We start from the raw sequence: 13,796 nt of genomic DNA on the forward strand, positions 1-13,796 counted from the left end.
ATAAACGAATTGTAAAAATACCATAAAAATCAAACTAACTTCCAATTTACAATTCCTCTATATAATAAAAAGGATGCCTTTACAGGGCATCCTCTTGATGTTCAGGAACAAATAGTTCAAGACAATGATATATATTTTCGAATTCCATCGGTGCATCTCCACCGTATTCACCATCTAAATTAATCATTAGTTTATCTGGTGAATGTACTTTAATTCGATTTGCTTGTGTGTACAGCACTTTTGGATTGTTAATATGTTCACCACGCTGCGCTTGTGTTGCTGCTTTAATTAAGTCAGCGATAGAACCTTTTTTCAGCACTAATAAATCAAATAATCCATCATTAATTGATGCATATGGTGCTACCTTTTCAAAACCGCCCACTGAACGAGTATTCGTAATTAAAAACATCGTAATTTCTTCTTGTAGTAATTTTCCATCATACTCAATTTCAACATATGTTGGATGTAATGACGGTAACATTTCGATTCCTTTTAAATAGTAAGCAAGTTGGCCTAATACCGTTTTTAGCTTACTCGGTACTTCATATGTTAATTCGGTAATACGGCCACCACCAGCGATGTTAATGAAATATGTATCGTTCGCTCTACCAAGGTCTAATGGTACTGTTTTTCCTTCGCAAATAATATCCGCTGCCTCTTCAATAGAACGAGGTACACCGATTGCTCGTGCAAAGTCATTTGTCGTTCCAACTGGAATAATTCCAAACTTCGGACGATGCTCATGTCCTACTAAACCATTGACCACTTCATTTAACGTACCGTCGCCACCAGCCGCAATAACAACATCAAATTTACGATCCGCAGCTTGCCTCGCCGCCACGGTTGCATCTCCAGGACCGGTTGTTGCATGACAAGACGCTTCATATCCAGCTTGTTCTAATTTTTGTAATACTTCTGGTAAGCTCTTCTTAAATAGCTCACGCCCAGAAGTAGGATTATAAATAATTCTTGCTCGCTTCATCATTTATTAGCACAGGAAATTTCTTTATATATTGAAAAAGAACATACCGAACTTCTATTCAGTATTCCCATGCCTACCTCCTCTCATCTTCCTATCCTTCTTTTATCCCGCTCAAACAGGCAGTAAGAACCCGATTCGTGTAGTCCATCAAAAGTAAATATTCATTTCAATGGTTTTTTTATTTGACTCAAAAATTTATCCCGCTATTTGCGGGCAGTAAATGCCCAATTGGTGAGGGCTAATAATCAGTGGTGGATGAATCTCCTACTGATTAAAGTTTCACTTTATTTCTATCCATTCTTCCATAAAAATTTACATATAACGAATAATAACTATCTATTATTTCATGAGATGAAAAAAACCTCTATGTTTAGATTTATCATTATTCCCACCTTTTTGCAACTATCATACCATAGTTGCTATACAAACATTTTTCCACTTTTGACAGTTAATCAAACGTTTGTTTAAACGATTTTCTCTCATTTAAACAAACGTTTGATTAACCTAGAAAAACACCCATGTATGGGTGTTTTTCTGCTTAATCTTTAAAAGCTACTACTATTATCGCTTATTAATCTCTTCAAGTAAGATTTTGTTAACAAGCGGTGGATTTGCTTGTCCTTTTGTAGCTTTCATAATTTGACCAACTAAGAAGCCAATTGCACGGTCTTTACCGTTTTTAAAGTCTTCGATAGATTGCTCATTATTATCAAGAATTTCTGTTACAACTTTACGAAGTGTACCCTCATCAGAAATTTGAACAAGACCCTTCGCTTTAACGATTTCCTCTGGGTCTCCACCTTTTTCAATTAATTCGTTAAATACTTTCTTCGCGATTTTAGAAGAAATTGTACCTTTTTCAATTAATTGAACCATTTTAGATAAACCAGCAGGCGTTAATGCAACGTCTTTTAATTCTTTTTGTTGTTTATTTAAGTATGCAAGCACTTCACCCATTAACCAGTTTGATGTTAATTTCGCATCAGCACCGTCTGCAACAGTTGCTTCAAAGAAATCAGACATCTCTTTCGTTAATGTTAATACGTGTGCATCATAAGCTGGTAAGCCAATTTCTGCAACGTAGCGAGCTTTACGTGCATCTGGAAGTTCTGGAATAGAGGCACGAACTGCTTCTTTCCACTCATCGTCGATGTAAAGTTCAACTAAGTCTGGCTCTGGGAAGTAACGGTAATCGTCAGACCCCTCTTTCACACGCATTAAGATTGTTTTCTTCGTTGCTTCATCGTAACGACGTGTTTCTTGTTGGATGATACCACCAGATAACAATTCTTTCTCTTGGCGCACTTGCTCGTGCTCAAGACCTTTTTGTACATAAGTAAATGAGTTTAAGTTTTTCAGTTCCGCTTTTGTACCGAACTTCTCTTGCCCAACTGGACGAAGGGAAATGTTCGCATCACAACGTAGAGAACCTTCTTCCATCTTACAATCAGATACGCCAGTGTATTGAATGATTGATTTTAACTTCTCTAAGTATGCATATGCTTCTTCTGGCGTACGCATATCTGGCTCAGATACGATCTCGATTAAAGGCATACCTTGACGGTTGTAGTCTACTAATGAACCATCAGCTGTATGCGTTGATTTACCAGCATCTTCTTCTAAATGAAGACGTGTAATACCGATACGTTTCTTTTTACCGTCTACTTCAATTTCAATCCAACCATTTTCACCAATTGGCTTATCGAATTGAGAAATTTGGTAAGCTTTCGGATTATCTGGGTAGAAATAGTTTTTACGGTCGAACTTCGTTTCCGTTGCGATTTCACAGTTTAATGCCATTGCAGCTTTCATTGCAAAGTTAACTGCTTCTTTATTTAAAGTAGGAAGTACCCCTGGGTATCCTAAGTCAATTACACTTGTTTGTGTATTTGGCTCCGCACCGAATTCTGTTGGACTCGCAGAGAAAATTTTCGAATTTGTTTTTAACTCAACGTGAACCTCTAAACCAATAATTGTTTCTAAATTCATCTATGCTCGCCTCCTTACAGACTTGCTTTTTTTGTATGATAGTCTGTTGCTTGCTCAAATGCATGTGCAACGCGGTAAATTGTCGCTTCATCGAAGTGTTTACCAATGATTTGTAAACCAAGTGGCATGTTGTTAGCACCGAATCCACATGGAACAGAAATCGCTGGAACACCCGCTAAGTTTACTGGGATTGTTAAAATGTCGTTTGCATACATTGTCATTGGATCATCAACTTTTTCGCCTACTTTAAATGCCGGAGTTGGCGTTGTTGGTCCAATAATAACATCGTAGTTAGCAAATACATTTTCAAAGTCGTTTTTAATTAATGTACGTACTTGTTGTGCTTTTTTGTAATATGCATCATAGTAACCAGAGCTAAGTGCAAATGTCCCAAGCATAATACGACGTTTTACTTCATCACCGAAACCTTCGCTACGTGTGTTTTTGTAAAGGTCTAATAAATTATTTACATTATCAGAACGAACACCGTAACGTACGCCATCGAAGCGTGAAAGGTTAGCAGATGCTTCAGAAGAAGATAGTAAGTAATACGTTGCTAGAGCGTATTTAGAGTGCGGAAGAGATACTTCCTCCCAAGTTGCGCCCATACCTTCTAATACTTTTAGTGCAGCTAGTACTGACTCACGAGCTTCCTCGCCAACACCTTCGCCTAAGTATTCTTTCGGTACAGCAATACGTAAACCTTTAACGTCTCCTGTTAAACCAGCTAAGTAGTTTCCTACTTCAACGTTTGCAGAAGTTGCATCCATGCGGTCAATACCTGAAATAGCTTGCAATAAGTATGCATTATCTTCTACTGTACGTGTAATCGGTCCGATTTGGTCAAGTGAAGATGCGAATGCTACTAATCCGTAACGAGATACGCGTCCGTAAGTTGGTTTTAAACCTACAACGCCGCAATATGCAGCTGGTTGACGGATAGAACCACCCGTATCAGAACCTAGAGAGAATAATACTTCTCCTGCTGCTACAGCTGCTGCAGAACCACCACTAGATCCACCTGGAACGTAGTCTAAGTTCCATGGATTTTTCGTAGCATAGAAACCTGAGTTTTCATTTGAAGAACCCATTGCGAACTCGTCCATATTTAACTTACCGATTGTAACTGTGTCAGCAGCTTTTAGCTTTTGCACAACTGTCGCATCATAAATTGGATCGAAGTTTGCTAACATTTTGCTCGCACAAGTTGTACGAAGACCGTTAGTTACAATGTTATCTTTTACACCAATTGGCATACCGAATAATAAACCATTATCTTCAGCGCCAATTTTCGCGTCTAATTCTTTCGCTTTCGCGCGTGCATTTTCTTCATCTAATGTAAGAAAAGCTTTTACGTTATCTTCAACATCCGCAATACGTTTGTAAGATTCTTCTACTAAATCCGTAACGGAAATTTCTTTGTTGTTTAATTTCTTATGTAACTCTGATACTGAATGATCAAATAATGACATCGAAATTCCCCTCCTCTATTCTAATACTGCTGGAACACGGATTTGATTATCTTTGTGATCCGGTGCATTTTTTAATACTTCTTCTACTGGTAAACCTTTTTCTGGTACATCTTCACGCATAACATTTTTCATAGTTAATACATGAGTTGTTGGTTTTACGTCTGTTGTATCTAATTCATTTAACTGTTCTGCAAATGTAACAATTGCATCTAGTTGTTTTTGAAATTTTTCTGCTTCTTGATCAGTAATTGCAAGACGTGCTAAATGTGCTACGTGCTTTACATTCTCAACGGAAATTCTTGACACGGCTAGGCCACCTCCATAATATATCGTTCAATCTACAATACTATTGATGATACCAAATTTTCAGTACTTCAAGCAAGTCAACACACAGCACTTACGCCATTTTTACATAAAAAAAGAAAGGCAAACGCCTTTCTTTACAATTTACTCTTTATCTAACGGTTTATTTTTCGGAAATCTCTCGTTATCTTCTTCATTATCACGAATTGTTTTTTGTAATACAAAACAAGACATCGTTAAAAATAATGTTCCAATTAAATAGTATCCTTTTACACTAAGCGTTTCATCTAACGTATAAATCCCAATTAGCATACCTGAAAGCGCACAAACAAATGAAGTCCATGCTAAAAACGTGAACGCTTGCGTATTACGTCTTCTCATCGTTCTCCCCCTCGTTAGCTGTATACCCATTATAGATAAGTATATTTACCATGATGGATTTTTATGTAAATTCTAGTTTTATATTTATAAATCTATCATAAAAGAATACTATTTTAAAGGTAGTTTTCTGCCTAATCTGAAAAAACAATTAAAATCATTGACAATTATTTCTATTCTACATAAAATAAAAATAAATATTACGAATCTCGAAATATACGGGAGTGGAATTAATTGTTGCAATATGAACATTTTTTAGACTTACTGCTAGATAACGCCAAGAAACTTTTTTATCCTGAAGAATGGGTAAGCCTAGATTTAACACTTTCTAAAACAGAAGTATTTTGTTTACTTTGGATGGAACGAAATACAGATATTACAATGACGAAAATTGCTGACCTTCTTGATATACCGATGAGTACAACGACGGGCGTTGTAAATCGCCTTGTAAAAAAGGGATATATTGAACGCTACCGTGATGAGAACGACCGACGTATTGTATTAATTCGGTTAACAGAAAACGGCGTAATGCTCGTTCAAGAAGTAAAACAAAATGCGGCCCATTACTTTAGCTTAGTAACAGAAGCATTATCAGAAGAAGAAAAAGCATTCTTACTACAAATCTTCCAAAAGATCATGAATCACATTGCTACGTCACAGCAAAAAACAGAAGAAAAGGTTTCTACACCTAAAATAAAAAACATTCCGATTGAATAAATCCCTAGCTGGGTTTTTATTCAATCATTTATTTCGACACTCGTAATATTCGATATTCGAAACAAAGGGGACATGAATGATGAGAATTATTTTGTATACAGGTAAAGGCGGCGTAGGAAAAACTAGCATTTCAGCAGCAACAGCACTTCAAAGCGCAAAACAAGGATTAAAAACTTTAGTAATGAGTACAGATCCTGCTCATAGTTTAGGAGATTCATTTGGTATAAAGCTATCTTCTGAGCCATTAGAAATCCGCGAAAATTTATGGGCACAAGAGATTAATACGATTTATGAAATGGAAAAAGGCTGGGGAAAGTTACAGAAATACATTACCTTGCTATTCACTTCCAAAGCAGCTGATGATATTACAACAGAAGAGTTAACGATGTTTCCTGGTATGGAAGATTTAATTAGCTTACTTCGCGTACTCGATTATTATAAACAAAAAACATATGATGTCATTATCATTGATTGTGCTCCAACAGGAGAAACATTAGCAATGCTCAGCTTTCCAGACATGCTCGGCTGGTGGATGGAAAAACTCTTTCCTATTAAAAGAAAAGTTTTAAAAGTTGTTCGCCCTGTAGCCCAACCACTTCTTGGTGTTCCCCTTCCAACCGATGATATTATGGACGAATTAACAAATACACTTGAACAGCTTGGAGAAATGAGAGATATTTTATCAAACCGAGAAGTAACAAGTATCCGCATCGTTGTAAATCCTGAAAAAATGGTCATTAAAGAGGCCCAGCGTAGCTTTACTTATTTAAACTTATACGATTATAACGTAGATGCCATTATGGTTAACCGCGTCATTCCTAACACTGTCACCGATCCTTATTTCCAAGCATGGAAAGATACCCAAAAGAAATATAAAACATTAATTCAAGATAGTTTTAATCCACTTCCTATTTACGAAGCTCCAATGTTTGAACAAGAAGTTGTTGGTTTGCCCATGTTAGAGCGTGTAGGAGATGCTCTATTTAAAACTGATCATTGTCCTACTGAAGTGAAATTTAACGGCCGCACACAATATGTAAAAAAAGATGGCGATGAATATATTTTCGTTCTGTCCATTCCCTTCTCAAACAAAAGTGAGCTAGTATTAAATCAAAAAGGTGATGAGCTTATCATTCGAGCTGGTTCTGTTAAACGGAACATCACATTACCAAAAATATTAACGCACCTTTCTATTCAAGGGGCTAAGTTTGAAGATGATGTACTAAACATTCGATTTGGAGGTGTAGTGCATGCGTGAGGAACTACTAAGGAAGGTAATTCGTACAAAAATAAAAGTCGGTATGCATATATTAGAAGAGTTACCCGCCCCAATCCAACAATCAGCTAAGCAAATGCTAAATATTTTACAAGAGGAGCTAGCTGCTTATCCGCAAGAACAAGAGCATCCTGAAGATAATTTAAAAAGTATTATAATTGAATGAACATCTCTGGATAGAGGGCCTTTCTAGGCTTTCTATCTCCATATTGGAGTGATGTAAGTTGTCGAAAAAAAATTCCACTATTATGCTTTGGACTATTCCCTTATTATTTTTTATTCATAACCTTGAAGAATCTTTCCAAATGCCACAATATCTTGCTAATCAATTTTCAATTACTTTTATAACTAACCAGCAATTTTTCATTGCGATTTCTGTATTGACTCTCTTTGTCTTACTTATCGTCTTTCTATACCAACTGAACTTCTTGTCTTCTATATACTGGATTATTTTTATACAAGGGGCTATCTTCTTCAACTCTATTCAACATATTATTTTGTTTTTTATTTATCGTTCTTATAATCCTGGCGTAATATCTGCAGTTTTCATTGCTATTTTTTCTATTTCCTTTTTTTCATCCCAAAAATACTTAATTCATAAAAAGCAATTCGTAATTACACTCATTTTCAGCTTATTTTCTTATCCCATTATAATTTGGATTATCTTACTACTCGCTAGCTACTTTCAGTAACAAAAAAAAGACCCGGAAAACTCCTGGTCCATTACTCTACTTAACAAACGTTGGATTCTACGTTATACAGAATTGGAAGGTACAGAATTAGGGTTTGTTTGTTAAGTAGATTATATGTTGAACGAACTAACAGCGGAGGGGTTCCTTCTGTTAGTTCATTAAACCCAATGATTATTTTACAATTTTTTCAATCTCATCAAGTGAAAGATCTACTGAAATGGAACCATCATTTGTTTCTTTCTTAATTGCATCTGTTACTTCTTTTGAATGATATAGTTCAATTACTTTTTTCAGTGTTGGATCATCCTTATCTTTCGTACGAGCTGCGAAAATATTAATATATGGCTTCGCATTTTCATTCTTTGGATCTTCTAAGAAAATGGGATCCTTCGCTGGGTCTAATCCAGCTTGACCAGCAACACCGTTATTAATAACTGAAGCTGCTACATCTTTTAATACACGAGGTGTTTGCTGTGCGATAACCGGTGTGATTTTTAACTTCTTCGGATTTTCAGCGATACCACTTGGATCTCCAAATAAGCCAAAGTCTTTCTTAAGCTTTAATAATCCGGCTGCATCAAGAAGTTTTAATGCACGGGCTTGGTTCGTTGGATCATTTGGAATCGCAATTTCTGAACCATCTGGAATTTCGTTTGCCTTCTTATGTTTCTCAGAGTATAAGCCCATCGGTGCAATTTGCGTTGTACCAACAGCTGTAATATCTAACTTATGCTCTTTTTTAAATTGCTCTAAGAAAGCAACGTGCTGGAATGAGTTTAATTCAATATCTCCATCAGCTAACGCTTTATTTGGCGTTGTGTAATCAGAGAACTCAACCAGTTTAATTTTAATTCCTTCTTTTTCAGCTTTTTTCTTTAAAATTTCCCAAGCGTCTCCATCCGTTCCAGTTACACCGACGCGAACTACTTTTTCTTTCGCTCCTGCCCCCGTGTCTCCACTTGAGCAGCCGCTTAATGCTGAAACACCTACAATCGCTGATAATGCAAATGCTAAAATTTTCTTCATTTTCTTTTCCCCTCTTCCTTTTTATGATCTGCGTAAAAAGACTTTCGCAAAGTAGTTTCCTAAGTTTTGAGCTACCTGTACGAGAATAATAAGTAAAACGACCGTTACGAACATAACTGATGTATCAAAACGTTGATAACCATATGTCATCGCTAAGTCACCAAGACCGCCACCACCGACAAGTCCAGCAACTGCAGAGAATTCAATTAAACCAACTGTCATAAACGTAACACCTAAAATCAATGGCGCTAACGCTTCTGGCACAAGAATTTCAAAAACAATTCTAAATGGTGAAGCACCCATTGCTTGAGCTGCTTCAATAACTCCCTTTGGAACTGAAACAAGATTTGTTTCAACCATTCGAGCAATACCAATCGAAGCCACTAACGTCATTGGGAAAATTGCTGCTGCTGTTCCAATCGTCGTTCCGATAATACTTCTTGTTAGTGGGCTTAAAGCTACTAAGAAGATGATGAATGGAACCGGACGAATTGTATTAATAATGATATTAAGAATAGAAAAGACCCATTTATTTTCTAAAAAGTTTCCTTTTCTCGTTACATATAATAGTAAACCTAGGGGTATACCAAGAATTGTAGCAAATATAAGGGTTACGATTACCATTAAGAGGGTATCTCCCGTCGCATCTACTATGCGAGGCCAAAATATACTCCAATCAACTCGCATGAGCTTCTACCTCCTTCAGCTGCACTTGCAGTCTTAGATGTTGTAATGCTTTTTGAATCTCCCTCTGTTCACCTTGCAATTCTACAAGAAGATTTCCAAATAGCACATTTTGAAGTTCAATAATATTTCCGTACAGTACGTTTACATCGACGTTATAGTTTTTTGCGATATACGATAGTACTGGTTGACCTGTCTCCTCACCAGTAAATGTTAGACGATAAATCTGACCACCATTTTGAATTTTCGCTAGAACACTTTCTGGTAAATGATCATTAATAACAGAACGTACAAAGTTTTGAGTCGTTTTTGTTTTTGGTTGTGTGAACACGTCAAACAATTTTCCTTCTTCAATTACTTTTCCTTTTTCCATCACAGCTACACGGTGACAAATTTCTTTCACAACATGCATTTCATGTGTAATAAGAAGAATTGTTAAATTATATTCTCGATTTACTTTTTTTAATAGGTTTAATATCTCTGTTGTTGTTTCTGGATCTAAAGCTGATGTTGCCTCATCACATATAAGAATATCTGGTGATGTTGCAAGTGCTCTAGCAATACCTACACGCTGCTTTTGTCCGCCTGATAGCTGCTCTGGGTAATTGTTTGCCTTATCTTCTAACCCTACAAACTTCAGCAGTTCATTTACTCTTTCTTTTATCTCATTCTTTGGTACTTTCGCTAACTTTAATGGATAAGCAATATTCCCAAACACTGTTCTTGAATTAAATAAATTAAAGCTTTGAAAAATCATCCCGATTCTTTGTCTTAGCTTCCGTAATTCTTTCGTCGATAATGATGTAATATCTTTATTATCTATTGAAATCGTTCCTGCCGTTGGTCTCTCTAACATGTTTACTAGACGTAATAACGTACTCTTTCCAGCTCCACTAAAACCGATAATGCCAAAAATTTCACCTTTCTCAACGGATAACGTTACATCCTCCACAGCATGAACAGATTGCTCACCTGATTCATACACTTTACTTACATTGTTAAAAGAAATCATTTTTTCCCCTCCTATTTGCTGTAAAAACTTGAAGTAGAGCTTTCGAGGTAAAATAAAAAGTGCTCTCCTTCTTATCAACCATAAAGATAAGAAGGAGAGCACTTATATGTACTCGGTCACATCTTCTCATCTTCCAAGCCTTTCATAGACTTGCTGGAGTTAGCACGGTATTAAAAAACCCGTTGCTGAGGTATCGTAGGGCCAGTCCCTCCACCTCTCTGGATAAGAATGTATCGATTTAATTGTCGTTTAATTAATTCTCATTATAGAACTCAGAATAATAAGAGTCAATACATTTTTTAGAAAAATATTAATTATCCCTTTATTAAAATTTTCAGATGAAATTTCATAATAAAATAGTAACCTTTAAAGTTATGTAAAATTCTCCTCCTGCATATTTTTTAAAAGGATAATCTTCTCTACTAATTGAATACCATTATTTGAATATGAAATCGGAGGAAGATAAATATATGAAAACAGCCCTTTTACTCGTTGATATTCAAAATGATTATTTTCCACACGGAAAGATGGAATTGCGTAATCCAGTAGAAGCAAGCGCATATGCCCGTCAGCTACTACAACTCTTTAGAAAGAAAAATGAACCTATTTTTCATATCCAACATGTAGCAATAAAAGATGATGCTACTTTTTTCCTGCCCAATACAGAAGGTGTGCATATTCATGAAAGCGTACGTCCACTTAGAGAAGAAACCGTTATACTCAAACATTACCCAAATAGTTTCCGCGAAACTGATCTTCTAGAACAATTACAACGTTTAGACATTGAGCACGTCGTCATATGCGGGATGATGACTCATATGTGTATTGACGCTACCGTAAGAGCTGCTTTTGATTTCGGCTTTCAATGTACTGTTATACATGATGCTTGCGCTACAAAAGATCTTTCTTTTAAGAATGCTACTATACCAGCCGTTTATATTCATAACACAATTTTGGCTAGTTTAAATGGAGTATATGCAAATGTAATGAGTACAGAGGAGTTTTTAGCCACAAAAAAACACTCTCTTCAGTGAGCAAAACCGAAAAGAGTGTTTCTTGTCAAACCATAGATTTTCTTTCAAATTGTATTATACAGGAAATTTTCAAAATGAATACTAAAAAATATGACTAATAAGTCAACTTTTCTCGTTATTTTATTTCTATTTACATGTTTATCCCGATATTAATAGGGTTTAGCAAGTTTCACTTACCAAATAGTAATATATGGTAGCTCTAATTCGAATTCAAATTAACTACTTTCCCCTATTATTTATCTGTTTGTTTCTGTTTCTTTTTCAAATACTCCGCACGCAATTTTTCAATTTGCTGCTTTTTATCAAATTTGGCAGGCGTCTGCTTTTCATGAAACTTTGCGACAGCTACCTGGCCTTTGTAATCTAATTGATATTTTCCCATTTTGTTCACCTACTTCTCTTTTCTTTAAAGACAACCTATTCAACAAATATAAATATACCTTATTTTACTGAATTAAACCTTATTACTTTATTAGTTTTTCTACCGATATCTATCTTAATACACATATAGAAAGTTTTTCAAAAAAAAGAGATCTTCGCAAACTGCGAAGATCTCTTCTACTATTTCTTATAAAGTTTCAGAAGTAGTTTTTGCTTGCATGTGAAGTGCTAAGTAGTCAGGGCCACCAGCTTTAGAGTCTGTACCAGACATGTTAAAGCCACCGAATGGTTGGTAACCTACGATTGCACCAGTACATCCACGGTTGAAGTATAAGTTACCTACGTGGAAGTCTTCACGTGCTTTTTCAATATGGTCACGGTTGTTAGTAACAACAGCACCTGTTAAACCGTATTCTGTATTGTTTGCAATTGCAAGTGCATGATCAAAGTCTTTTGCTTTACAGAATGCTACTACTGGTCCGAAGATTTCTTCTTTCATTAAGCGAGCATCTTCTGCAACGTCAGCAACGATTGTTGGTTGGATAAACCAGCCTTTAGAATCGTCTCCTTCGCCACCAGCTAAGATTCTACCTTCTTCTTTACCAATTGCAACATAGCTCATTACTTTATCGAATGCAGCTTGGTCATTAACAGGACCCATGTTTGTACCTAATACAGCTGGGTTAGCAACTGTTAATTCTTTCGTTAATTCAACAGCACGATTTAATACGTGATCGTATACATCTTCATGGATTACTGCACGTGAACATGCAGAACATTTTTGTCCTGAGAATCCGAATGCTGATGCAACGATAGATTTAGCTGCTAATTCAAGATCTGCTTCTTTATCAACAACGATTGTATCTTTACCACCCATTTCAGCGATAACACGTTTTAACCAAATTTGGCCTGGGTTTACTTTCGCTGCACGCTCATAAATACGGATACCTACATCGCGAGATCCAGTGAAACTCACGAAGCGTGTACGAGGGTGATCTACTAAGTAGTCACCAACTTCAGAACCATTACCTGGAACGAAGTTTACTACGCCAGCAGGTAAGCCAGCTTCTTCTAATACTTCCATGAATTTCGCTGCTACTACAGGAGTTGTACTAGCTGGTTTTAGTAATACTGTGTTACCAGAAACTAAAGCAGCTGTTGTCATACCTGCCATAATTGCGAATGGGAAGTTCCAAGGAGAAATGATAACACCTACTCCTAATGGAATGTAAGAGAAACGATTATATTCAATTGGACGGCTTTCTACTGGAATACCGTCTTTTAATTTTAACATTTGACGACCATAATATTCCATAAAGTCGATTGCTTCTGCTGTATCAGCATCTGCCTCATTCCATGGTTTACCTGCTTCTTTTACAAGAATAGCAGAGAATTCATGTTTTCTGCGACGAACGATTGCTGCAGCACGGAATAAAATGTCTGCACGCATTTCTGGCTTTGATTTTCTCCAAGTTTGGAATGTTTCATCCGCTACTTGCATTGCTTTTTCAGCTAACTCACGGCTTGCTTTTGAAACACGACCAACAAGTTCCTCTTTATTTGCAGGGTTTACAGAAACAATTTTGTCTTCTGTAGTGATTTTTTCTCCCCCAATAATTAATGGATAGTCTTGTCCAAGATAAGATTCTACTTTCTTTAAACCTTCTTCAAACGCTAATTTGTTAGCCTCCACTGAAAAATCTGTAAATGGCTCATGTTTGTATGCTACTACCATTATTTTTAGCCTCCCCTTAGAAAAACGTTTACATTTTACAACATTATTCTACACGATAATTTAGATTTATTCAAATATTCCTAGACTTATATTTTAAAAATTAATAAATTTTTAA

15 protein-coding genes and 1 riboswitch are annotated in these 13,796 nt (G+C 36.1%); of the genes, 5 read left to right on the forward strand and 10 right to left on the reverse strand.

The annotated features are described in order from the left end of the window. Positions 1-79 precede the first annotated feature (79 nt). The 5 genes from ACQVV1_RS25935 to ACQVV1_RS25955 all read right to left on the reverse strand — a co-directional run bounded on the left by ACQVV1_RS25935 (position 80) and on the right by ACQVV1_RS25955 (position 5,127). The gene (locus ACQVV1_RS25935) at positions 80-985 is read right to left on the reverse strand and encodes a diacylglycerol kinase (RefSeq protein WP_000977671.1); all 906 of its coding nucleotides are present in this window, start codon (positions 983-985) and stop codon (positions 80-82) included. A 558-nt stretch (positions 986-1,543) separates the two neighbouring features. Next, positions 1,544-2,971 (reverse strand): Asp-tRNA(Asn)/Glu-tRNA(Gln) amidotransferase subunit GatB, encoded by a 1,428-nt coding sequence (gene gatB / locus ACQVV1_RS25940; protein ID WP_001047683.1) that lies wholly within the window; start codon positions 2,969-2,971, stop codon positions 1,544-1,546. A gap of 14 nt (positions 2,972-2,985) precedes the next feature. Then, positions 2,986-4,443, reverse strand: coding sequence for an Asp-tRNA(Asn)/Glu-tRNA(Gln) amidotransferase subunit GatA (gene gatA, locus ACQVV1_RS25945; RefSeq protein ID WP_000051449.1), 1,458 nt, complete (start codon positions 4,441-4,443; stop codon positions 2,986-2,988). A gap of 15 nt (positions 4,444-4,458) precedes the next feature. After that, the gene (gene gatC, locus ACQVV1_RS25950) at positions 4,459-4,749 is read right to left on the reverse strand and encodes an Asp-tRNA(Asn)/Glu-tRNA(Gln) amidotransferase subunit GatC (protein WP_000086999.1); all 291 of its coding nucleotides are present in this window, start codon (positions 4,747-4,749) and stop codon (positions 4,459-4,461) included. Between the two features lie 141 nt (positions 4,750-4,890). Continuing rightward, positions 4,891-5,127 (reverse strand): YiaA/YiaB family inner membrane protein, encoded by a 237-nt coding sequence (locus tag ACQVV1_RS25955; protein WP_001254393.1) that lies wholly within the window; start codon positions 5,125-5,127, stop codon positions 4,891-4,893. Positions 5,128-5,358: 231 nt separating this feature from the next. Here ACQVV1_RS25955 and ACQVV1_RS25960 point away from each other — a divergent pair, with 231 nt between their 5' ends. From ACQVV1_RS25960 to ACQVV1_RS25975, 4 genes are all read left to right on the forward strand, one after another. Then, positions 5,359-5,841, forward strand: a complete 483-nt coding sequence (locus tag ACQVV1_RS25960) for a MarR family winged helix-turn-helix transcriptional regulator (RefSeq protein WP_063221576.1) — start codon at positions 5,359-5,361, stop codon at positions 5,839-5,841. A gap of 76 nt (positions 5,842-5,917) precedes the next feature. Next, on the forward strand, positions 5,918-7,099 hold the full coding sequence (locus ACQVV1_RS25965; RefSeq protein ID WP_199677705.1) for an ArsA family ATPase: 1,182 nt from the start codon (positions 5,918-5,920) through the stop codon (positions 7,097-7,099). Beyond that, a complete protein-coding gene (locus ACQVV1_RS25970; RefSeq protein ID WP_199677704.1) occupies positions 7,092-7,283 on the forward strand; it encodes a DUF3926 domain-containing protein in 192 nt (63 codons plus the stop codon). The genes ACQVV1_RS25965 and ACQVV1_RS25970 overlap by 8 nt, the downstream gene beginning before the upstream one ends. A 58-nt stretch (positions 7,284-7,341) precedes the next feature. Beyond that, on the forward strand, positions 7,342-7,809 hold the full coding sequence (locus tag ACQVV1_RS25975) for an HXXEE domain-containing protein (protein WP_431169708.1): 468 nt from the start codon (positions 7,342-7,344) through the stop codon (positions 7,807-7,809). A gap of 171 nt (positions 7,810-7,980) precedes the next feature. Here the strand turns inward: ACQVV1_RS25975 and ACQVV1_RS25980 are convergent, their stop codons facing one another. Genes ACQVV1_RS25980 through ACQVV1_RS25990 form a run of 3 tightly spaced genes read right to left on the reverse strand, consistent with a single transcriptional unit; the run spans position 7,981 to position 10,531 of the window. Further along, the gene (locus tag ACQVV1_RS25980; protein ID WP_199677703.1) at positions 7,981-8,835 is read right to left on the reverse strand and encodes a MetQ/NlpA family ABC transporter substrate-binding protein; all 855 of its coding nucleotides are present in this window, start codon (positions 8,833-8,835) and stop codon (positions 7,981-7,983) included. Between the two features lie 21 nt (positions 8,836-8,856). After that, entirely contained in the window at positions 8,857-9,522 is a 666-nt protein-coding gene (locus ACQVV1_RS25985) for a methionine ABC transporter permease (protein WP_431169709.1), read from the reverse strand. After that, on the reverse strand, positions 9,512-10,531 hold the full coding sequence (locus tag ACQVV1_RS25990) for a methionine ABC transporter ATP-binding protein (protein ID WP_199677702.1): 1,020 nt from the start codon (positions 10,529-10,531) through the stop codon (positions 9,512-9,514). The genes ACQVV1_RS25985 and ACQVV1_RS25990 overlap by 11 nt, the downstream gene beginning before the upstream one ends. A gap of 123 nt (positions 10,532-10,654) precedes the next feature. Further along, positions 10,655-10,760, reverse strand: a riboswitch (SAM riboswitch). Positions 10,761-11,001: 241 nt separating this feature from the next. On the opposite strand from ACQVV1_RS25990, the gene ACQVV1_RS25995 reads away from it, so the two are divergent. Beyond that, entirely contained in the window at positions 11,002-11,565 is a 564-nt protein-coding gene (locus ACQVV1_RS25995) for a cysteine hydrolase family protein (RefSeq protein ID WP_199677701.1), read from the forward strand. Positions 11,566-11,797: 232 nt separating this feature from the next. On the opposite strand, the gene ACQVV1_RS26000 is transcribed toward ACQVV1_RS25995, so the two are convergent. Both ACQVV1_RS26000 and pruA read right to left on the reverse strand, forming a co-directional pair. Then, positions 11,798-11,947, reverse strand: coding sequence for a hypothetical protein (locus tag ACQVV1_RS26000; RefSeq protein ID WP_000521647.1), 150 nt, complete (start codon positions 11,945-11,947; stop codon positions 11,798-11,800). Between the two features lie 186 nt (positions 11,948-12,133). Beyond that, on the reverse strand, positions 12,134-13,681 hold the full coding sequence (pruA, locus tag ACQVV1_RS26005) for an L-glutamate gamma-semialdehyde dehydrogenase (protein WP_060629323.1): 1,548 nt from the start codon (positions 13,679-13,681) through the stop codon (positions 12,134-12,136). Between the last annotated feature and the right edge of the window lie 115 nt (positions 13,682-13,796).

Origin of the sequence: Bacillus basilensis (assembly GCF_050630465.1) — a bacterium.
Taxonomy (GTDB): domain Bacteria; phylum Bacillota; class Bacilli; order Bacillales; family Bacillaceae_G; genus Bacillus_A; species Bacillus_A basilensis.